Raw genomic sequence first — 20,228 nt, 5'->3', positions numbered from 1 at the left:
AAGGTCCGCTGAAGTTTTGGGTGTCCAGGTAGGCGATGGCCGGTGGTGCGCGCTGGGCAGCGTTGAACCTAAGCTGTTCCTCTGCTCCTTGGGGGCTCTTCTTGGGGGAAAGCCGGATTGTTGTTTTGATTGTTTTCTGGGTTGTCCTCTTGCTATCGACTGAGTCGGCGCAAAGATTAACCAGGGCAACTGCGTCCCGCCGGACGGATAGCCCTGGCGGGTTTCTCGGGATGGAGCGCGCTGAAGCCCTCCAGGAACAGGCGATCAGGTCGTCGGGGAGGCGGCGAGGCCGCCGGTTCAGGTCTTGGGCTTGGCGTGGCTGGCCAGGCGCTCCAGGGCGGCGCGCAGGTTCGGGTCGCTGATGCCGTCGGCGGTGTCCTGGATGGTTTGCGCTGCGCTCACCGACAAATCCATGGTGTGGCCCACCGCGCCCTGGGGCACGGTCGGCGGCTGCACCTTGAACAGGATGCGGGTCAGGCTCTCGAACACCTCGAACGCCTGTAATTGCCGTTGCAGGCGTTTTTGCTGGTAGCGCAGGCGGGTCGCCCAGTGCCCGTCGGTGACGATCAGCAACAGGCTGCCTTCGCGCCACGACGCCACGTGGCAGTGCTCGCGGGCGGCGGGTTGCAGTTGGCTTTCCACCAGGCGCTGCAAATGCGCAAGGCGTTGGGCATGGCCGAAAATGGCTTTCAGCGGCTTGGCTTCGCGAAGCAGGGCGGCGGGAGCCCGGGCCGTGAGGGGGCGAAATGCCATGGTTCAGACACCTGAAGAAACAGAGTCGCCATGGTAGCAGAAGCGCCCGCTCTGCCCGCGGCCATTGATGTGAATCGTCTTTGGCCCTAAAGTCCGCGGTTAACGTCTGCACTCGATGGCTTGAAGTTCGGGAAAAAGACCTTATTTTAGAGTGGCCCCGTCACAGCGCTGTGCCAGCATCGTGGATTAACGCCACTTTCCTCACCATCGTTTCCGGGTAGAATACTCGTTCGCATGCGGCCATGAGGGCTGCTCGGGCGACTCACGGGGCCGCCCTCCATCCCTATGTGTGGAAGAACCTGCCGATATGTTTGCGCCTTTGTTAAAGAAACTTTTTGGAAGCAAGAACGAGCGTGAAGTCAAACGCATGCTCAAGACGGTACAGATCGTCAATGCCTTCGAAGAGCAAATGGTGGCCCTTTCGGACGAGCAGTTGCGTGCCAAGACCGGAGAGTTCAAGGCCCGCATAGCCCAAGGTGAGACCCTCGACACACTCCTGCCCGAAGCCTTTGCGGTCGCCCGCGAAGCCGGCAAGCGGGTCATGGGCATGCGCCACTTCGACGTGCAGTTGATCGGCGGCATGACCTTGCACGAAGGCATGATCGCGGAAATGCGCACCGGCGAGGGTAAAACCCTGGTGGCGACCCTGGGCGTTTACCTCAACGCGCTGTCCGGCAAAGGTGTGCACGTGGTCACGGTGAACGACTACCTGGCCCGCCGCGACGCCAACTGGATGCGCCCGCTTTATGAATTCCTCGGCCTGACGGTCGGCGTGGTCACGCCGTTCCAGCCGCCGGAAGAGAAGCGTGCCGCCTATGCCGCCGACATCACCTATGGCACCAACAACGAATTCGGTTTCGACTACCTGCGCGACAACATGGCGTTCAGCATGGAAGAGAAGTTCCAGCGCGAGCTGAACTTTGCCGTGATCGACGAAGTCGACTCCATCCTGATCGACGAAGCCCGCACCCCGCTGATCATCTCCGGCCAGGCCGAAGACAGCTCGCGGTTGTACACCGAGATCAACAAGCTGATCCCGCGCCTCCAGCTGCACGTCGAGGAAGTGGAAGGCGTGGTGACCAAGGAAGGCCACTTCACCGTCGACGAGAAGACCCGTCAGGTCGAGCTCAACGAAGCCGGTCACCAGTTCATCGAAGAGATGCTGACCCAGGTCGGCCTGCTGGCCGAGGGCGAGAGCCTCTATTCGGCGCACAACCTGGGCCTGTTGACCCACGTGTATGCCGGCCTGCGTGCCCACAAGCTGTTCAACCGCAACGTCGAATACATCGTCCAGGAAGGCCAGGTTGTCCTGGTGGACGAACACACCGGCCGGACCATGCCCGGCCGTCGCCTGTCCGAGGGCCTGCACCAGGCCATCGAGGCCAAGGAAAACCTGAATATCCAGGCTGAAAGCCAGACCTTGGCCTCGACCACCTTCCAGAACTACTTCCGCCTGTACACCAAGCTGTCCGGCATGACCGGTACCGCGGACACCGAAGCATTCGAGTTCCACCAGATCTACGGCCTGCAAGTGACGGTCATCCCGCCGAACAAGCCATTGGCGCGCAAGGACTACAACGACCTGGTGTTCCTCACTGCCGAAGAGAAGTACGCGGCGATCATCACCGACATCAAGGAGTCCCTGGCCCAGGGCCGTCCGGTGCTGGTGGGTACGGCGACCATCGAGACCTCCGAGCACATGTCCAGCCTGCTCAATAAGGAGAACATCGAGCACAAGGTCCTGAACGCCAAGTTCCACGAGAAGGAAGCGGAAATCATCGCCCAGGCCGGTCGCCCTGGCGCCCTGACCATCGCCACCAACATGGCCGGTCGCGGTACCGACATCCTGTTGGGCGGTAACTGGGAAGTCGAAGTGGCGGCCCTGGAAAACCCGACGCCTGAGCAGATCGCCCAGATCAAGGCCGACTGGCAGAAACGCCACCAGCAGGTGCTCGAGTCGGGCGGCTTGCAGGTGATCGCTTCCGAGCGTCACGAATCCCGTCGTATCGACAACCAGCTGCGCGGTCGCGCCGGTCGTCAGGGCGACGCCGGTTCCAGCCGTTTCTACCTGTCCCTGGAAGACAGCCTGATGCGTATCTTCGCCTCGGACCGGGTGAAGAACTTCATGAAGGCCCTGGGCATGCAGCCAGGCGAGGCGATCGAGCACCGCATGGTGACCAACGCCATCGAAAAGGCCCAGCGCAAGGTCGAAGGCCGCAACTTCGACATTCGCAAGCAACTGCTCGAGTTCGACGACGTCAACAACGAACAGCGTAAAGTGATCTATCACATGCGTAACACGTTGCTGGCCGCCGACAATATCGGTGAAACCATCGCCGACTTCCGTCAGGACGTGCTCAACGCCACTGTCAGCGCCCATATTCCTCCACAGTCGCTGCCAGAACAGTGGGACGTGGCGGGTCTGGAAGCGGCCCTGCAGAACGATTTCGGCGTGCAACTGCCAATCCAGCAGTGGCTCGACGAAGACGATCACCTGTACGAAGAGACCCTGCGCGAGAAGCTGCTCAGCGAGCTGCTGCTGGCGTACAACGAAAAAGAAGAGCAGGCCAGTGCCGAAGCGCTGCGCACCTTCGAGAAGCAGATCGTGCTGCGTGTGCTCGACGACCTTTGGAAAGACCACCTGTCGACCATGGATCACCTGCGCCACGGCATCCACCTGCGTGGTTATGCGCAGAAGAACCCGAAGCAGGAATACAAGCGCGAGTCGTTCACCCTGTTCTCCGAGCTGCTGGACTCGATCAAGCGCGATTCGATTCGTGTCCTCTCCCACGTCCAGGTGCGTCGCGAAGATCCGATCGAAGAAGAAGCGCGCCTGCGTCAGGAAGCCGAAGCCCTGGCCCAGCGCATGCAGTTCGAGCACGCTGAAGCCCCAGGCCTGGACGCGCCGGAAATCCTCGGTGAAGAAGTCGATGTCGCCCTGGCCACCGCGCCGGTGCGCAACGAGCAGAAGCTGGGCCGTAACGAACTGTGCTACTGCGGTTCGGGCAAGAAGTACAAGCACTGCCACGGTCAGATCAGCTAAGGTCTTTACCGGATACTGAAATACCTGCGCCGCGACCGGCATTAGCCGTCGCGGCGTTTTTCCATTTGAAACACTGCCCTTGTGACGGCAGTGCAGATATCACATTAAAAGGAGCGCATTCATGGCTGTTGGTCTTGGTCCTTTGCCTACGTTGCACCCGGTTGCCGGTTTTGAACTCGGTATCGCCTCGGCCGGTATCAAGCGCCCCGGGCGCAAGGATGTGGTGGTGATGCGCTGCGCCGAAGGTTCCACGGTGGCGGGGGTGTTTACCCTCAACGCGTTTTGCGCGGCACCCGTGATCCTGGCCAAGCAGCGCGTCCAGGGCAACGTGCGTTATCTGTTGACCAACACCGGCAATGCCAACGCCGGAACCGGTGAGCCGGGCCTGGCCGCCGCCGCGCGGACCTGCGCCAAGCTGGCCGAGCTGACCGGTGTCGATGAAAGCGCCGTGCTGCCGTACTCCACCGGGGTGATCGGCGAGCCGTTGCCGGTAGAGAAAATCGAAGGCGCCTTGCAGGCGGCCCTGGATGACCTGTCCGTGGATAACTGGGCTGCTGCCGCCACCGGCATCATGACCACCGACACCCTGCCCAAGGGCGCGAGCCGCCAGTTCCAGCATGACGGCGTGACCATTACCGTCACCGGGATCAGCAAGGGGGCGGGGATGATCCGTCCGAACATGGCGACCATGCTCGGCTACATCGCCACCGACGCCAAGGTCTCCCGTGAGGTCCTGCACAGCCTGATGCTGGACGGTGCGAACAAGTCGTTCAACCGCATCACCATCGACGGCGACACCTCGACCAACGACTGCTGCATGCTGATCGCCACCGGCCAGGCCGGGCTGCCGGAAATCACCGAGGCCCGCGGGCCGTTGTTCGACGCGCTGAAAAAGGCCGTGTTCGAGGTGTGCATGGATGTGGCCCAGGCCATTGTTCGTGACGGCGAAGGCGCCACCAAGTTCGTCACCGTCGAAGTCAACGGCGGCGGCAATCACCAGGAATGCCTGGATGTCGGTTACACCGTGGCGCATTCGCCGCTGATCAAGACGGCGCTGTTCGCCTCCGATCCGAACTGGGGCCGTATCCTCGCCGCCGTCGGCCGCGCCGGTGTGCCGGACCTGGATGTGAGCAAGATCGACGTGTTCCTCGGCGAAGTCTGCATCGCCAGCCGTGGCGCTCGTGCGGCGAGCTACACCGAAGAGCAGGGCTCGGCGGTCATGGCTCGGGAAGAAATCACCATTCGTATCGAATTGGGTCGCGGCCAGTGCAGTGAAACCATCTGGACCACCGACCTGTCCCACGAGTACGTGAAGATCAACGCGGAATACCGCACCTGATCCACAGGTTCGAGCAGGAGGTTTCAACGTGAAACGCGTTCATGTGGCGGCGGCGGTCATCCGGGGTGTTGACGGTCGCATCCTGATTGCCCGTCGGGCGGATACCCAGCACCAGGGCGGTCTCTGGGAGTTTCCCGGCGGCAAGGTCGAGGACGGCGAAGCCGTCCAGGTGGCCCTGGCCCGCGAGCTTCAGGAAGAGCTGGGCATCGTGGTCAGTGCTGCCCGACCGTTGATCAAGGTGCGGCACGATTATCCGGACAAGCAGGTCTTGCTGGATGTCTGGGAGGTTTCGGCTTTTACCGGCGACCCCCACGGTGCCGAGGGCCAGCCGCTGGCCTGGGTCAGTGCGCGGGAGCTGGCGGACTACGAGTTTCCGGCGGCCAACCAGCCGATTGTCGCCGCCGCCCGTTTGTCGGCGGAGTATCTGATTACTCCCGATGGCCTGGAGACTCCGCAGTTGCTCAAGGGGATCCAGAAGGCGATTGCCGGTGGGATCAAGCTGGTTCAACTGCGGGCGCCCAACGGTTATGACCCGAAGTACCGCGACCTGGCGGTGGACGCGGTGGGGTTGTGTGCGGGCAAGGCACAGCTGATGCTCAAGGGGCCTTTCGAGTGGCTGGGGGATTTCCCGTCGGCGGGCTGGCATATGACGTCCGCGCAGTTGCGCAAGTACGCCAGTGCCGGGCGGCCGTTGCCGGCGGATCGCTGGTTGGCCGCTTCGTGCCATAACGCTGAAGAGCTGGCCTTGGCCGAACAGATGGGCGTGGACTTTGTCACGCTGTCGCCGGTGCAACCGACGCAGACCCATCCGGAGGCGCAGCCGCTGGGCTGGGAGCAGGCCGGGCAGTTGATCTCGGGCTTCAACAAGCCGGTGTATCTGCTGGGCGGGGTTGGGCCGAGCGAATTGCAGCGTGCCTGGGAAACCGGCGCACAGGGCGTGGCCGGTATTCGGGCGTTCTGGCCGCAATAAGCACGGCTCTAGATCAGTGGGAGACCGGCTTCTTCGCCGCCTCCCACAATATCTCGGCAATCTTCTCGCGCCGTGCAATTACCCTTGCCGCCACAAACAGCAAGTCCGACAGCCGATTGATGTAAGCCAGGCCAACCCCTCCCAAAGGTTCAACGGCATTCAACTGCTGGCAACGCCGCTCGGCGCTACGGGCCTGGCTGCGGCAGATATGGGCCTGGGCAATCAGCATCGAGCCACCCGGCAGGATGAAGTTTTCCAGTGGGCCCAATTCTTCGTTCCAGCGATCAATGGCGGTTTCCAGGCGCTGGATCTCGGCCGCATCGAGGGCCTGGTAGGTCGGCATCGCCAGTTCACCGCCCAGATCGAACAACCGATGTTGAACCGGTGCCAGCACTTCGATCAGCTCATTCAACTCCGGATGAATCACCACCAGCTCCGCCAACCCGGCCAATAGCAGTCCCAGCTGGCTGTTGAGCATATCGACCTCGCCGATGGCTTCGATCCGCGGATGGTCCTTCGGCACCCGACGTCCATCGCCCAGTCCCGTTTCCCCGGCATCGCCGGTGCGTGTGTAAATCTTCGACAGACGAAAACCCATGCTCAAGACTCCGCTTTGCTCAGTTCGGGAAGCGCCGCCTGGCTACCGGCCAACGGCAGGCGCAGGGTCACGCAGGTGCCCGCGCCCGGCGCCGATTGCACTTCCATCTGGCCTTTATGGTTATTGGTGATGATGAAGTAGGACACCGACAGACCCAACCCGGTGCCCTGGCCGATTTCCTTGGTGGTGAAGAAGGGTTCGAAGGTGCGTTTGCGGATATGCTCCGGCATGCCGACACCGTTGTCCTCGACCTGGATCTCTGCCCAGGGTGGATTCAGGCGGGTGCGCAGGGTAATACGCCCGGGTTCGCGTTCGTCCTCGCGTTGGTGGATGGCCTGGGCAGCGTTTTTCAGCAGGTTCAACAGCACCTGCTCCAACTCGTTGGCGGTGCCCGGGACCGGGCCCAGTTGCGGGTCGAACTGGCGGATGATCGCCTGGCCCTTGAAGTCGAAGCCGATGGTCAGGTCGAAGTCGTTGCCGGCGATTTCCACCGCCTGGTCGATCAGCGCCGGCAGGTCGCAAGGGGCCATTTCACGGTTGCTGCGCCGGCTGAAGCTGAGCATATGGGTAACGATCTTCGCCGCCCGCGCGCCGGCCTGCTGGATGCCGTCGAGCAGTTGCGGCACTTCGCGGCTTTGCAGGTAGCGGTTGACGGTGTCCAGGTCGATGCCGGCCTGTTGCGCGTATTCGAGGTTCTTCGGCAGCTCCTTGGACAGGCGTCGGCGGATGTTCTGCACGTTGTGCAGGATGGCCCCCAGGGGGTTGTTGATTTCGTGGGCCATGCCCGCGGCCAAACCGCCGACCGAGAGCATTTTTTCCGATTGCACCATCATTTCCTCCAGCGACAGGCGCTGGGAGATATCGTCGATGCGAATCACCACGCCTCGTCCGGCGCCGCCCATCAGCGGGTAGAAGGTCAGGGCATAGTGGCGGGCTTCGTCGTCCTTGATCCAGGTCACCCGCTCGATCTTCGCCACGCTGTGTTGCTCGACGGTTTCCTTGAGCTGCGGCAGGAACGGCTTGAGCGGTTCGAAGGCGAGGAAGATCGGCTGGTTCAGCGCTTCGTCCAGCGGCGTGCCGGAGAGGGCGCTGGCTTCCTGGTTCCACTGGGTGACATAGAGTTGCTCGTCCAGGGCGATCAGGGCCGAGGGCATGGAGTCGATGATGCTGTTGAGGTAGTTCTGGAAGCCCGTGAGCTTTTTCTCGATCTTGCTGCGCACCTGGACTTCGAGTTCCAGCTTGCGGTTGGTGTGGCGGGTTTCCTCGGCCAGACCCTGGGCCTGGTCGTAGGCGCCCTGGGCGTCATCGCGGGCGCGCTTGAGCTGCTGCTCCCGGGCCTCGATGCGCGACAGCATGGTATTGAAGGCTTCGGCCAGGCTGCCGATTTCGTCGTGGTTGCCGCGCGAGGCCCGCAATGAGTAGTTCTCTTCCCGGGTGACCTGGCGCGACAGCTCTTCGAGTTCGTGGATCGGTCGGGTAATCAGGCGCTTGATCTGGCGGGCGATGATCAGCCACAGCAGGATACTGAAGGTCAGGATGCCGAGGCTGGCGGTCAGGGTGCCGGTGTAGAACGCCACCGGCAGTTCGCTGCTGGCCACCAGCAACAGGTGTCCGGGCGCCGAGCCCGGGCGCGGCATCTCGATGACCTGGTTGCTGCGAAACTCGGTCAGGCGCCAGGCTTCGATATGGCGAAAGCGCTCCGGCAGTTTCAGGTGATCGCCGTGTTGCAGCTGCGCCATGCGATTGCCCGGACCGTCATAGATCGCGGCGGCGCGCAGCGGCGAGTAACTGTCGAGTTCCTTGAGCAGGGCTTCGGCGGCTTCCGGCGAGTCGAGGGCCTGGCTGATCAGGTTCGGGCTCGATATCAGTCGGCCGATGGTCTGCAAGGCCTGGGGTGCCATGCTCTCCTGGGAGATCCAGTAGGCGGCGCTGATGAACGTCAGGTTGGCGACCAGTAATACGGTGGTCAGCAGGACCAGTAGGGCGGCGAGAAGTTTTTGGCCGACCGGCAGGTTTTCGAGGCGCTGGCGCAGAGGCATCGGTTGTCCTGTTTCGAGAGGCGAATGGCGGCGGGCGGGGTTCGACTGCCGTGCCGTCCATAAGTGTATCAAACCGTCGCTTGGGCCCGGTCTTTTGCGCGGGACGGCTTATGTCTCAGGTGCTGGGCACGCCCTTTGCCATCAGGTGGGCCACCAGCCGGTTATACAGGCGGCTCAGGTGCGGCAGGCTGCGGTGATGGCGGGCCGCCGCCGCGCAGGCATAACCCAGCAGGTAGCCGATCTCGGTACGCCGCCCCTGGGTGACGTCCTGATGCATGGAGGAGTAGTTCGCCGCGGTGGCCTGGATCACCCGTTCCACTTCGCTCTGCAGGTCCAGGGCGGCGGCCGGCTGGCCGCAGCATTCGAGCAGTTCGGTCAGTTCGGCGCAGAGGGTGGCGACTTCACAATGGTGTTCCAGCAAGCCGCCGTTGCGGCAATCGTAGAGCACCGTCAGCGGATTGATGGCGCAGTTGAGCGCCAGCTTGCGCCAGAGTCGGGTGAGGATCTGGGTGTTCCATTCGTGGGGAATGCCGGCCAGTGTCAGGTCATCGAGCCAGTACGGTGGTTGCGGATGGGCAACGTCCCCCAGCCAGGTGAAACCGTGACCGGCGAACACCACGCGCCAGTCGCCGTCGCGAAAGGCGCCCTCGGTGCTGGAGGCGAACAGACAGCGGGCGTGGGGTGCGCGGGCCGCGACCGCGTCCTGGCTGCCGAGGCCGTTTTGCAACAACACCAGCTCTGCGCCGGGGGCGATTCGCGGCGCGAGGCGGGTGACTGCGGCCTCGGCATCGTAGGCCTTGCACGCGACCAGCAGGCGCTGGATGGGCGCAGGGCTGTCGAGGGTTTCGGCCGGAATCGCAAAACGTTGTTCCCGACCCTGTTCGACCAGGGTCAGGCCGCCTGCCGCTTCGTACGCCGCCAGCCGCGCCGCATCGCGCAGAATCAATGTCACCGGCAGGCCGGCCCTGGCCAACCGGGTGGCCCACAGGCTACCCAGGCTACCGGCGCCCAGTACATGCCAGTGGGTGCTCATCAGCTACGCGCCGGCAGGCGTTTGGCGCTGACCACGCCGCCGGCATAGGACTCGAGCAACAGGTGCTCGGACTCATCGAACAGGGTTTGCGGGTCCAGCGGGAAGCACTTGCTGTCCAGGCCGATCAGGCTGATGCCGGCCTTGAGCTCGATGGGACCTGCGTTGGTCATGAAGGTCTTGAGGTTCAGGCCTTCATGCAGGCGCTTGAAGCTGCTCGGGGCGCATTCCTGCAGGTCGGCCGGCAAGGTCATCAGGACGAAATGCCGCTCGTCCAGGCGCGCCAGTACATCCAGTGGCCGCACCAGTTGTTGCAGGCGGCGGGCGATGGCTTGCAGCAGCTCGTCGTAGAGGTCGTTGCCATATTGGCGTTGCAGCGACTCGGCCTGTTCGATCCCGATCAGCAGGTAGCAGATGGCTCCGCCGCGGGCCTGGACCTGGCGCAGGCTGTCGCTGAGCTTCTGGCGCAGGTAGCGGGCATTGCCCAGGCCGGTCAGGGAGTCCACCAGATTGCGCTGTTCGAGGCTGGCGATGTTCTGGCGCAACAGGCGGTTTTCCTGGCGCAGACGCTGCAAGGTGTTGCACAGGCGGTCGGCGGCGAGCACCCGGGTCAGCAGATGGCGCTCGACATCGGCCGGGGCGAGCAGGTCGTCGATGTCGTTGTCCGAGGTCTCGTCCAGCAGGATCGAGGGCGATTGGTCGCTGATAAGGATCACGTAGGTGTTGTGATCGTTCATCTCGTCCCTTTGTCGGACCTTGGCGGCAAGCGCCAGACCTGCGCTTCCCGCGCAGATCAGCAGGCCGGCGGCCCGCTGGTCGAGTTGCTCCAGTGCCAGGACGCCGTCATTGGCCTGACGGATGTCCTGATAACCCGCGCGCTGGAGGCTGCTGCCCAGCGTACTGCTGGCCAGATTCTCATCACTCACCAGCAAAATGCTCAGATCCGGGTTCGGCATGGGTGACTCACAAGTGAATGAGTGGGAAGAACCGCTATAATGCTCGCGGATTTTAACCGTCAAACCAGGCGCGCTCCATCGGTATTGAGCGGCGCCGATTTTATTTTGGAGAAATACGATGCCGTCGTTCGACGTGGTATCCGAACTGGACAAGCACGAAGTCACCAACGCCGTCGAGAACGCCGTCAAGGAACTGGACCGTCGTTATGACCTCAAGGGCAAAGGCTCCTTCGAGTTCAAGGACAAGGAGCAGACCATCACCTTGACCGCCGAAGCCGAGTTCCAGCTCGAAGCCATGCTGGAGATCCTGCGCATGTCCCTGGTCAAGCGCAAGATCGACGTCAAATGCCTGGAAATCAAGGACGCCTACGCCTCCGGCAAGCTGATGAAGCAGGAAGCGACCTTCAAGGAAGGTATCGACAAGGACACCGCGAAGAAAATCGTCGCGCACATCAAGGACGCCAAGCTCAAGGTCCAGGCCGCCATCCAGGGCGAGCAGGTACGGGTTACCGGCAAGAAGCGTGACGATCTGCAGGAGGCGATTGCCAACCTGCGGGCCAAGGAATTCGATGTGCCGCTGCAATTCAACAATTTCCGCGACTGATCTAGGCTGTCAGGGAACCTCTGGGAGTTATCGGCGTCGGAGGGCCCAGCCACGGTGAAACGGTGGGTCGCCCTGCGCGGCAGGCATCGTTTCGCCGGCTCATCGCATGGTAACCGGAGAGAACAATGGATTTGAACGCACAAGTGGATCACCTGGTGAAGGCCTCCGAGGCCTGGATCCCGATGATCATGCAATACGGCAGCCGTGTGCTGCTGGCCATCGTCACCCTGTGCATCGGTTGGTGGTTGATCAACAACCTGACCCACCGTGTGGGCCGGTTGCTGGCGCTGCGCAATGCCGACCAGACGTTGCAGGGGTTTATCAGCAGCCTGGCGAACATCATTCTCAAGGTGCTGCTGATTGTCAGCGTGGCCTCGATGATCGGTGTGGAGACTACTTCCTTTGTCGCGGCCATCGGTGCCGCGGGTCTGGCCATCGGTTTGGCCTTGCAGGGCAGCCTGGCGAACTTTGCCGGTGGGGTGTTGATCCTGCTGTTCCGGCCGTTTCGTATCGGTGACACCATTACCGCGCAAGGGATTACCGGGACGGTCGACAGTATCCAGATTTTCCACACCATCCTGCGCACCGGTGACAACCAGACGGTGATCGTGCCCAACGGCAATCTGTCGAACGGCATCATCACCAACATCAACCGTCAGGCCACCCGCAAGGTGGTGTTCGATGTCGGCGTGGACTTCCAGGCGAATCTGCAGGAGGCCCGCGAGGTGCTGCTGGAGATGGCGAAGGATGGGCGGGTGTTGGCCGATCCGGCGCCGGTGGTGGTGGTCGCTACGCTGGGAGCGCACTCGATTACGGTGTCCCTGCGGTTGTGGGTCAATACCCCGGATTACTGGGATGTCATGTTCATGTTCAATGAGCAGGTGCGCGACCGTCTGAAGGCCAAGGGGATCGATATTCCGTTTCCGCAGCAGGTTGTGCGGATGTTTTCGGAGGAGCAGGCGAAGTAATCGAGGTCTTGATGCCTGGCCGCAGGGCCGGGCATCAAATCAGCCGGAGCTCAGGCGAGTAAGCGAGCCTCGGTGTGGCCGTAGCGCAAGGTTTTTTCATCGGCGTTGAAGCAGCCGGTGTGCTCGTCCCGGCCTTGCAGCACAAAGCGGGCGTCCGAACGGCCCAGGGTGGCGGCCGCCTGCTGGCTGTTCTCCCCAATCAGGCCTTTTTGCTGGCGGTTGATGATCACCCCCAGGCGTGTATCGGCAAAGTCCTTCATCATCCAGGCGTCGCCATCGCTGTCGCCGAACACCAGGGTCGGGCCATAGCCTTTTTGCGCGACAAACACATTCTGGATACCGACGGTCTTGCCCGGTCCCCAGTTGAAGTGCCAGTCCTTTTTATACACATTGGTGTATTTGCCATCGACCATTTCCAGCTTCAGGCCGAGGACATTTTCCGGCGGCAGCCCGTAGCCGTATTTCGGATCGCAGGCAAAAACCCGCACCACGTCGTCGATTGATGCCGTGGAGATGTAGACATCGAAACCGTTGGTCCGCAAAGTTGCCATCAAGGCCACAATTTCGGCATGCACGCGCATGCCGTGGAAGTGCACCGGCGCAACCCGGCCCGCGCGGCCAGGCATCTCTGTGCTGCTGTGGATAGGCGCCTGGCGCAATGCCTCGCCCAGGTTGTGTTCAATGGAGTCGGACACCATCGCCTGCAGTTCGGCCGTGGTGAAGTTCTTGTAGAAATAAATGATCCACTTGTAACCCACTTCCATCGGGTAGGTATCGCACAACGCACCGTATAAAAAGTAGAACTTGGCGCGGAAGTTCTGGAACTGCGCGCTGGCGCGGATTTCCTCCAGGGGCTGGCTGCCAGCCAGTACCGCGCAGTGGGTGTACAACCATTGGTAGGCGTCGTTGATGTCGGCCGCCAGGTCTTCCATCGAGATACGCTGGCCGTCCAGATTGGTGTAATCGGCATGGAACCAGCCACCTGGCACATCCTGGCACAGGACTTCGGCAAACTCGCTCGGCGTCAGTTTGAACAGCAGGTTTTCGGCCTGGTACAACAACAGCGATTCCTCGGTGTCGTTCATGATGCAGGTATTGTCCCAGTCGAATACCGCATAGGGTCTTTTGGCCGGGTTGTAGTCGGCACTGCGGCAACCCCAGGTTTGCAGCAGTTGGTTGATGGCCCGGCGGTTGGCCGCAGACCAGCCCGCGGGTTGCGCGGGCAATACAAAGTTGTCGGTCGTCATGCTCAGGCCGTTTCTTCCAGTACCAAAAGATTATCGAATGAGAAACCCAGGGTGATGTTCTCGCCGCGCTGGGGCAGCGCACGGTGTGGATCGTTGAACACGTCGAGTGAGATGACCACCGTATCCATGCGTACCCGGATACGCACTACTGCGCCCAGAAAATCAACGTCTTCCACCGTCGCCGCCAGCGAGTTGCGCCCCGGGGTCGGCGGCTCCAGCACAATGGCCTCGGGTCGGATCGCCAGCGCGCGGGTTTGGCCTACGAAGGCATCAACGATAGGGTTCGATGTCACCAAAGACTGACCGCCCACGGAGATCTGGCCCGTCGCGGCATCCACCACCACGCCGGACAGCAGATTCAGCGTCCCGACAAAGGAGGCTACAAAACGGGTGCGCGGAAAGTTGTAGACCTCGCTCGGCGTGCCGATTTGTTCAACCCGGCCTTCACTCAGTACAACGATGCGGTCCGAGATCGACAAGGCTTCTTCCTGGTCATGGGTCACGAAGACCGAGGTGATGCCCAGTTCGCGTTGTACGGCACGGATCTCTTCGCGCAGCGACACGCGGATCTTGGCGTCCAGCGCGGACAAGGGCTCGTCCAGCAACAGCACCTGGGGCTTGCCGGCGAGCGCGCGGGCCAGGGCCACGCGCTGTTGCTGGCCGCCCGACAGCTGCGAGGGATAGCGCGCGCCCAGGGCCGCAAGGCCGATAAGCTTGAGCATTTCGGTGACGCGCTCATGGATCTGCTCCGCTGGCATCTTGGCCACCTTCAGGCCGAAGCCGATGTTCTCGGCCACCGTCATGTTGGGGAACAGCGCGTACGACTGGAACACCATGCCGATATTGCGCTGGTTGGTCGGCGTGTGGGTCACATCCTTGCCATCGAATTTGATGGTGCCACCCGAGGGGCCCTCGAACCCGGCCAGCATGCGCAAAATCGTGGTCTTGCCGCAACCCGATGGGCCCAGAAAGGTGATGAACTCGCCACGGGCGATGTCCATCGTGAAGTCATGCACCGCGGTCTGAGCGCCGAAGGCTTTTTTCAGGTGGGATATTTCAAGGAAAGCCATGGGATGTTTTTTCCGTCAATGTAGGGGTTACTACTCGGCTCAGTAGCCAGAACGCATGCCACCCGGGGATGTGCTTAAGGCTTTGCGTTCTTGGCATTGCGCCCGAACACCTGGATCAAGCCCATGGAGGCCCAGGTAATCATGAAGGCCATTACCGCCAGCGCGGACGGCTCGTACGCCTTGTTGGCGCCCACCAGTTGCAGGTAAGGCCCGAACGCGGGACGGTTCAGCAGGCTGGCCATGGTGAACTCGCCGATCACCACGGCAAAAGTCAGGAACGCACCGGACAGAATCGCTGAACGCAGATTCGGGAAGATCACCTTGAACAGAATGGTGAAAGTGCCCGCGCCCAGCGCCTCGGCGGCCTCTGTCAGGGTGCGCACATCGATGGTGCGCAAGCCGGTATCGATCGAGCGGTACATATAGGGCAGCGACAAGGTGACGTAGCTGCACACCAGCAGGAAGTCGGTGGACCGCTCGTTGCCGGTCAGCGGTATCCACGAGTTGCTGCCGAAGATGCGCAGATAGCCGAATACGATGACGATGGCTGGGATTACCAGGGGCAGCAAGGTGATGAACTCCACCAGCGGGCGCAGTTTGGGCAGACGCAATTGCACCCAGTAGGCGGTAGGTACGACCAGCAGCACGCCGACCACAATGGTGATGAGCGCCATCAGGATCGAATAGCCAAACGTGGCCTGGAACTGAGGGTCGCTAAACACCACCCGGTAGGCTTCGAAGCTGTATTCGCCGCGCAGCATGCGCAGGCTGAATTCAAAGGTGGCCAGCAGTGGAATCAGGAAATAACTGGTGCCCAGGCCGATGGCGATCCAGGCACCCAAGCGAGAGGTGGATTTCATTTGCGGCCCTTTTCCGATTTGCTGCGCAGCCAGATATAGCCCGCGTTGGATACCCCGGTAATCACCACCATACCCAGCGCCAGGGCGTAGCCCAGGTTCGGGTTGTGCAGCACGTCACCGCGGATCTGCGCATAGAGCAGGATGGGCACGATGTTCAACGAGCTGCCGGTCAGCGCATAGGCGGTGGCCACCGCGCCAAAGGCGTTCGCAAACAGCAGCAGCATGGCGCCCATGATGCTCGGCCACAGCACCGGCAACGCAATATAGCGCCAGTAGTGGTAGGCGGTGCCACCCAGGCAATCGCAGGCTTCGCGCCACTCGCGTCTGAGGCCTTCCAGTGCCGGGGACACGATCAGCACCATCAAGGGGATCTGGAAATACAGATAGGTCAGTGTCAGCCCGGTGAAGCTGAGGATGTTGAAACCGGTGGAATAGAGGTTGAAGCCCAGGTACTTGTTCATCAGCGCGGTCACCAGACCCACCCGCCCCAGCGTGGCCAGGAACGCGAAGGCCAGCGGCACGCCGGCGAAGTTGGAGGCCACGCCCGAAAACGTCATGAGGGTCGGGCGAATCCACTCGGGCAGTTTGCCCTGGACGGCCGCCCAGGCCAGCAGGAAGCCGATGATTCCGCCGCCCAGGGCCGACGCGGCACTGATGCGAAAGCTGATCCAGTAGGCGCTGACCACGTTCGGGTCGGCCAGGCCGGCGATATTGGCCAGGGTGAAATGGCCTGATGCGTCCTGGAACGCACCTATCATCAGATAGCCGGTGGGCAAGATCAAAAACAGGATGGCGAATACCAGAAAGGGCAGCACACCCAGCCAGTGCCAATTGAGCGACCTGCCCGGTATGGACGGTGTCGCGGGTTTTGCAGAACTCAAGGTATCAGTCAAGTGAAGCCCGCCTTTCAAGCAGCCATCCAGCCCATGAAATGACTGGCATGGCCGGTGAAGGCCATGCCAGTACAAAAAGCCATCGAAGGCCGGTTACTTCACACTGGCGCCGACCAGGGTGTCCCACTGCTTGGTGATGGCTTCTTTGCTCGAGTTCTGCTGGTCCAGAGTAGGGAACACGGCCTTGGCATAGCCTTCCGCGGGTGGCAGCTTGTCGAGCATGGCCTTGGGCAGCTTGTTGTTGGTCACCAGGTCGTTGAAACGGATCGGGTGGCAGTAGCCATTCAGCCAGCCCACCTGGCCTTCGTCCGAATACAGGTATTCCAGCCACAGCTTGGCGGCATTCGGGTGCGGGGCATAAGCGCTGATGGCCTGCACATACACGCCCGCGACCACGCCCGACTTGGGCACGACCACTTGCACATTGGGGTTGCCCTTGAGTGCATCGCGGTCGGCCAGGGCGTTGTAGTCCCAGCGGATGATGATCGGGGTGGTGCCTTGTGCCAGGGAGGCGGCCTTGCCGATCACCGGCACAAAATTGCCGGCTTTGTTCAGATCGCCGAAGAACTTCAGGCCGGCAGCGGCGGCCTTGGTGGGATCCCCACCCGCGGCGGCAATACCGGCCGCATAGATGCCCTGGATGGCCTGGTTGGCGGAGCGCGGGTCGCCCGCCAAGGCCACGGAGTTCTTGTAATCGGCCTTGAGCAGGTCGCTCCAGTCGGCCGGGATCGAGCTGATCAGGTCGGTGTTGACTTCAAAAGCCAGCACGCCGTAGTAGTCGCCATACCAGTAGCCTTCCGGATCTTTCACCGAGTCAGGGATGGTCGCCCAGCTGGCGACCTTGTAGGGCTGCAGCAAACCGGCAGCCTTGGCCTGGGGGCCGAAAGACAAGCCGACGTCGATGGTGTCAGGCGCTTGCGGCCCCTTGTTGTCCTTGTTGGCCTTGATGGCTTCGAGTTCGTCGCCCGAACCGGCGTCAGGGTTCAGTTCGTTGACCTTGAGGCCATACTTGGCTTTGAAGTTCTTGATCTGGTCGCCATATCCGCACCAGGAGTTCGCCAGGGCGATCACCGTCAGTTCGCCCTCTGCCTTGGCCGCTGCGACAAGTTCGGCCGAGGCGGCCGATGCATTTTGTGCGCAGACTAGAGCCGTGGAGATGGCTGCTGTTAGAGCAAGGACTTTGAATGTTTGACGTGGCATATCACTTCCTTTTCGGTATCCGGTAGAGGGGAGTTTGACGGCGGAAGATCAGGCACAGCGAACCAACTTGGCGCAATGGCAAGGTATGACATCTATTATGTAAACAATCAGCCGACACCTGGCCTGGGCGGCAGTACAGGGAAGAAAGGTAACTTTCAGAGCTTCAATTGCATACTACTGTCGGCGCTGTGCCTGCGCAATCGTAGTGGTGATTTATGACTTTTTCGCGACAAATTGGTCGTAATTGGCAATGTATGGGCCGAAAGAGGTGTGAAACCCGGCGCCCAGCATAGGCTCCGAGATTACAGGTGTTCCAGATAGAACTTCACTGTTGCTCGAGGCAGAGACAGAGGTTGTTGGATTCCTTTTAGAATCCTTTTTTTGCAGGTGGACTTGAACGGATGTTTTAGTTCTTGCCTGGCTCCAGGCTCAGGTATAGGCCACGTGATTTGATAAAAGCTACACAGCGCAAAGCCACCTTTGTGATTCGGTAAGGTTAAGTTGGCAGGAGGCGCGGTAGTTATGGACAGTCGAAACTTAACGACTTACAAGATATGCGCCCATATTGAGCGCACAAAAAAAAGGCCCATCACCAGGATGGGCCTTTCTTCAAACGAGTGTCACATCATCAAACAAGTAATCAGACGATTACAGGATGGTGATTGGGTACGAAGTGATCAGGCGGAACTCGTTGATGTTGATATCGCCATCGTCGGCGTTGCCACGGTGCCAGGCTTGGCGAGCACGGAAGGACAGATCTTTCAGAGGACCGGTCTGTACAACGTACTTGGCTTCCAAGTTGGTTTCGAAGTGACGACCATCTTTGCCGTAAGCGCCAGCATACGCACCGTTAGGATCTGCGTGGGTACCGTCGATGCCTGTACCGTGGACATAACGAGCCATGAAGCTCAGGCCTGGAACGCCGTACTCAGCCATTTTCAGGTCGTAACGAGCCTGGAGGGATTTCTCGCCTGGGCCGTTAAAGTCGGAGTACTGGATCGAGTTAGCCAGGAAGATCGAGTCGGCACCTTGGGTACCAATCCCCGCGCCGCTTTTGCCGCGTTCGATACCAACGTAGTCGAATGGTGTGTCGCCGTGTACCTGCTGGAAGGCCAGGGTAACGGTGTGTGCCTTGAGGAACGAGTAGGCAGCTGCCAGCGAGTAAGTCGTGTTGCTGATATCACCAGCCAGTGCTTTACCAGTATCGGTAGTGCGATAGAGGTTGAAGTCGAAGTTCAGGCTCTGGTCGGTAGTCAGTGGCAGGGTGTAGTTGACGTTGGTGTAGTACTGGTTCCAGACATCCTCGAGCTTGCCACCGTACAGGGAAGCAGTGAGGTTTTCATTGATCAGGTACTTGCCACCCACGTAGTCGATGCTGCTCGCACGAACGTTAGTGTAGGCAGTCCCCAGGGAGCCCTGAAGCGAGGTGTAGTCAGAGCTGCTGCCGCCGTAAAAGTGACCGGCTTCCAGATCGAGGTCTTTGACTTCACTGCTCTGCAGTTGGAAACCGCGAGCGGTTTGCTGGAACAGACGGCTGCCGCCAACAGCGAATACTGGCGCCGTGGTAGGGGTGAAATCGCCGAATGTCAGCTGGGTCTTGGAGATGCGAACGCGGACGTCCGCGCCAGCTTTACCGAAGCTGTCATTGACGCCATCGCTGCCATGGCTCAGGTTGCCTGTGCCGGTATGGTCATCGGTACCGTCAAGCTTGAAACCAGCATCACCAAAGACATCGACGCCTACGCCGACAGTGCCTTGGGTAAAGCCAGAGCTGAATTTGCCCAGTACACCTTGGCTCCAGTCTTTCTGGTCTGCTTTGCCGAGAGGTTGCTTGGTCCGGTTGAAGTAGTAGTTCTCAAGAACCACACCAGCCGAAGCACCTTCAACGAAACCCTTGGCGTCAGACTGAGGGGTTACGAACGGGTCGGCCATAGCCACTTGGGAACCTGCTGCGGTAACAGCCAGGGCGATCATGCTCCACTTCATCACGCGCATCGTGATTTGCTCCTTTGGTTTTAGGAAGAGTACTGCCGTCCCACCTGTATTTTTGTCTGGGCGGCTCTTTCTTTTTTGTGTCGGCGCAAACTTATATCACGCTGACAAACTTGGCGATACTTGCACACCTATCCTTGCGGCTTCTTTACGAGCCTGTCGCAAAAAGCTAGCTCCATGTCGCAAATTCACAGCCTTTGTACAACGGCTGCACAACTTCAGCGCTGTTTTCAGCGGCATGAGCATAGAAGCAAATGGTCTATGTTCAAGCCCTGAATTCTCCATGGGCGCACTGTACTGCGTTGTCTCGGTGTCGCAGGGGCTTCAGCGTCCGGGCCGACCCTCTGTCGCGACTATTCACTTACCAATGCAACAAGCATGCACAAAGTGAAAAAATCGTGAGAAAAAATTTACCTGGCACCGTCATCACGCTGAAACCCTTATGGAACCTAGGGCGGTTGGCGTTTACGCCAGCGCTTGACGTAGTGCTTTTCCTTGTGCTGCTAATCCTTTGAAAATCCATGGAAAGCCAAAAACGTTACCGGTCCACACTCCGACTGGGTAGTCGGTGACTGAAGCGTGCACTGATAGTAGTCGTAGTGTGCGGTTTTGGTGCAAAAAGCCGATTTACAGTTTCGATGCGGACATTGGCTGCAGGCAAGGCGG

General features: G+C 60.8%; 16 protein-coding genes. 5 read left to right on the top strand and 11 right to left on the bottom strand.

Annotated features, from left to right (window positions below; genetic code table 11):
* Window positions 1-297: 297 nt before the first annotated feature.
* Window positions 298-753 (bottom strand): DciA family protein, encoded by a 456-nt coding sequence (locus M5C01_RS10770; RefSeq protein ID WP_152738144.1) that lies wholly within the window; start codon window positions 751-753, stop codon window positions 298-300.
* Between the two features lie 307 nt (window positions 754-1,060).
* On the opposite strand from M5C01_RS10770, the gene secA reads away from it, so the two are divergent.
* From secA to M5C01_RS10755, 3 genes are all read left to right on the top strand, one after another.
* Window positions 1,061-3,796, top strand: a complete 2,736-nt coding sequence (secA, locus tag M5C01_RS10765) for a preprotein translocase subunit SecA (RefSeq protein WP_103496667.1) — start codon at window positions 1,061-1,063, stop codon at window positions 3,794-3,796.
* A gap of 121 nt (window positions 3,797-3,917) precedes the next feature.
* Entirely contained in the window at window positions 3,918-5,135 is a 1,218-nt protein-coding gene (argJ, locus tag M5C01_RS10760) for a bifunctional glutamate N-acetyltransferase/amino-acid acetyltransferase ArgJ (protein ID WP_103496668.1), read from the top strand.
* Window positions 5,136-5,163: 28 nt separating this feature from the next.
* Window positions 5,164-6,105 (top strand): Nudix family hydrolase, encoded by a 942-nt coding sequence (locus M5C01_RS10755; protein ID WP_178129807.1) that lies wholly within the window; start codon window positions 5,164-5,166, stop codon window positions 6,103-6,105.
* Between the two features lie 13 nt (window positions 6,106-6,118).
* Here M5C01_RS10755 and M5C01_RS10750 read toward each other — a convergent pair whose 3' ends face one another.
* The 4 genes from M5C01_RS10750 to M5C01_RS10735 all read right to left on the bottom strand — a co-directional run bounded on the left by M5C01_RS10750 (window position 6,119) and on the right by M5C01_RS10735 (window position 10,728).
* Entirely contained in the window at window positions 6,119-6,703 is a 585-nt protein-coding gene (locus M5C01_RS10750; protein ID WP_103496670.1) for a cob(I)yrinic acid a,c-diamide adenosyltransferase, read from the bottom strand.
* Window positions 6,704-6,705: 2 nt separating this feature from the next.
* Window positions 6,706-8,742 (bottom strand): ATP-binding protein, encoded by a 2,037-nt coding sequence (locus tag M5C01_RS10745; RefSeq protein WP_103496671.1) that lies wholly within the window; start codon window positions 8,740-8,742, stop codon window positions 6,706-6,708.
* Window positions 8,743-8,857: 115 nt separating this feature from the next.
* Window positions 8,858-9,775, bottom strand: a complete 918-nt coding sequence (locus M5C01_RS10740) for a putative 2-dehydropantoate 2-reductase (protein WP_152738147.1) — start codon at window positions 9,773-9,775, stop codon at window positions 8,858-8,860.
* Window positions 9,775-10,728, bottom strand: a complete 954-nt coding sequence (locus M5C01_RS10735) for a diguanylate cyclase (RefSeq protein ID WP_103496673.1) — start codon at window positions 10,726-10,728, stop codon at window positions 9,775-9,777. Before M5C01_RS10735 ends, M5C01_RS10740 begins: the two co-directional genes overlap by 1 nt.
* A gap of 118 nt (window positions 10,729-10,846) precedes the next feature.
* Between M5C01_RS10735 and M5C01_RS10730 the strand changes: the two genes are divergently transcribed.
* Both M5C01_RS10730 and M5C01_RS10725 read left to right on the top strand, forming a co-directional pair.
* Window positions 10,847-11,332, top strand: coding sequence for a YajQ family cyclic di-GMP-binding protein (locus M5C01_RS10730; protein ID WP_103496674.1), 486 nt, complete (start codon window positions 10,847-10,849; stop codon window positions 11,330-11,332).
* Between the two features lie 125 nt (window positions 11,333-11,457).
* Window positions 11,458-12,300: a mechanosensitive ion channel family protein gene (locus tag M5C01_RS10725; RefSeq protein ID WP_152738150.1), complete on the top strand. Its 843-nt coding sequence runs from the start codon at window positions 11,458-11,460 to the stop codon at window positions 12,298-12,300.
* A gap of 50 nt (window positions 12,301-12,350) precedes the next feature.
* On the opposite strand, the gene M5C01_RS10720 is transcribed toward M5C01_RS10725, so the two are convergent.
* The 6 genes from M5C01_RS10720 to M5C01_RS10695 all read right to left on the bottom strand — a co-directional run bounded on the left by M5C01_RS10720 (window position 12,351) and on the right by M5C01_RS10695 (window position 19,565).
* Window positions 12,351-13,547 carry a haloacid dehalogenase-like hydrolase gene (locus M5C01_RS10720; protein WP_152738153.1) on the bottom strand — a complete coding sequence of 399 codons (1,197 nt, stop codon included), beginning with the start codon at window positions 13,545-13,547 and terminating at the stop codon, window positions 12,351-12,353.
* 2 nt (window positions 13,548-13,549) lie between these two features.
* Window positions 13,550-14,617 (bottom strand): ABC transporter ATP-binding protein, encoded by a 1,068-nt coding sequence (locus M5C01_RS10715; RefSeq protein WP_103496677.1) that lies wholly within the window; start codon window positions 14,615-14,617, stop codon window positions 13,550-13,552.
* 74 nt (window positions 14,618-14,691) lie between these two features.
* The gene (locus M5C01_RS10710) at window positions 14,692-15,477 is read right to left on the bottom strand and encodes an ABC transporter permease (RefSeq protein ID WP_152738156.1); all 786 of its coding nucleotides are present in this window, start codon (window positions 15,475-15,477) and stop codon (window positions 14,692-14,694) included.
* On the bottom strand, window positions 15,474-16,370 hold the full coding sequence (locus M5C01_RS10705; protein ID WP_218586076.1) for an ABC transporter permease subunit: 897 nt from the start codon (window positions 16,368-16,370) through the stop codon (window positions 15,474-15,476). Before M5C01_RS10705 ends, M5C01_RS10710 begins: the two co-directional genes overlap by 4 nt.
* A gap of 93 nt (window positions 16,371-16,463) precedes the next feature.
* Entirely contained in the window at window positions 16,464-17,570 is a 1,107-nt protein-coding gene (locus tag M5C01_RS10700; protein ID WP_103496679.1) for an ABC transporter substrate-binding protein, read from the bottom strand.
* A gap of 648 nt (window positions 17,571-18,218) precedes the next feature.
* On the bottom strand, window positions 18,219-19,565 hold the full coding sequence (locus M5C01_RS10695; RefSeq protein ID WP_152738159.1) for an OprD family porin: 1,347 nt from the start codon (window positions 19,563-19,565) through the stop codon (window positions 18,219-18,221).
* Window positions 19,566-20,228 lie beyond the last annotated feature (663 nt).

Source organism: Pseudomonas sp. MWU12-2319 (genome assembly GCF_023242525.1).
In the GTDB taxonomy this organism is placed as follows: Bacteria; Pseudomonadota; Gammaproteobacteria; order Pseudomonadales; family Pseudomonadaceae; genus Aquipseudomonas; species Aquipseudomonas gingeri_D.
This window is presented reverse-complemented; position numbering and strand designations above follow the sequence as displayed.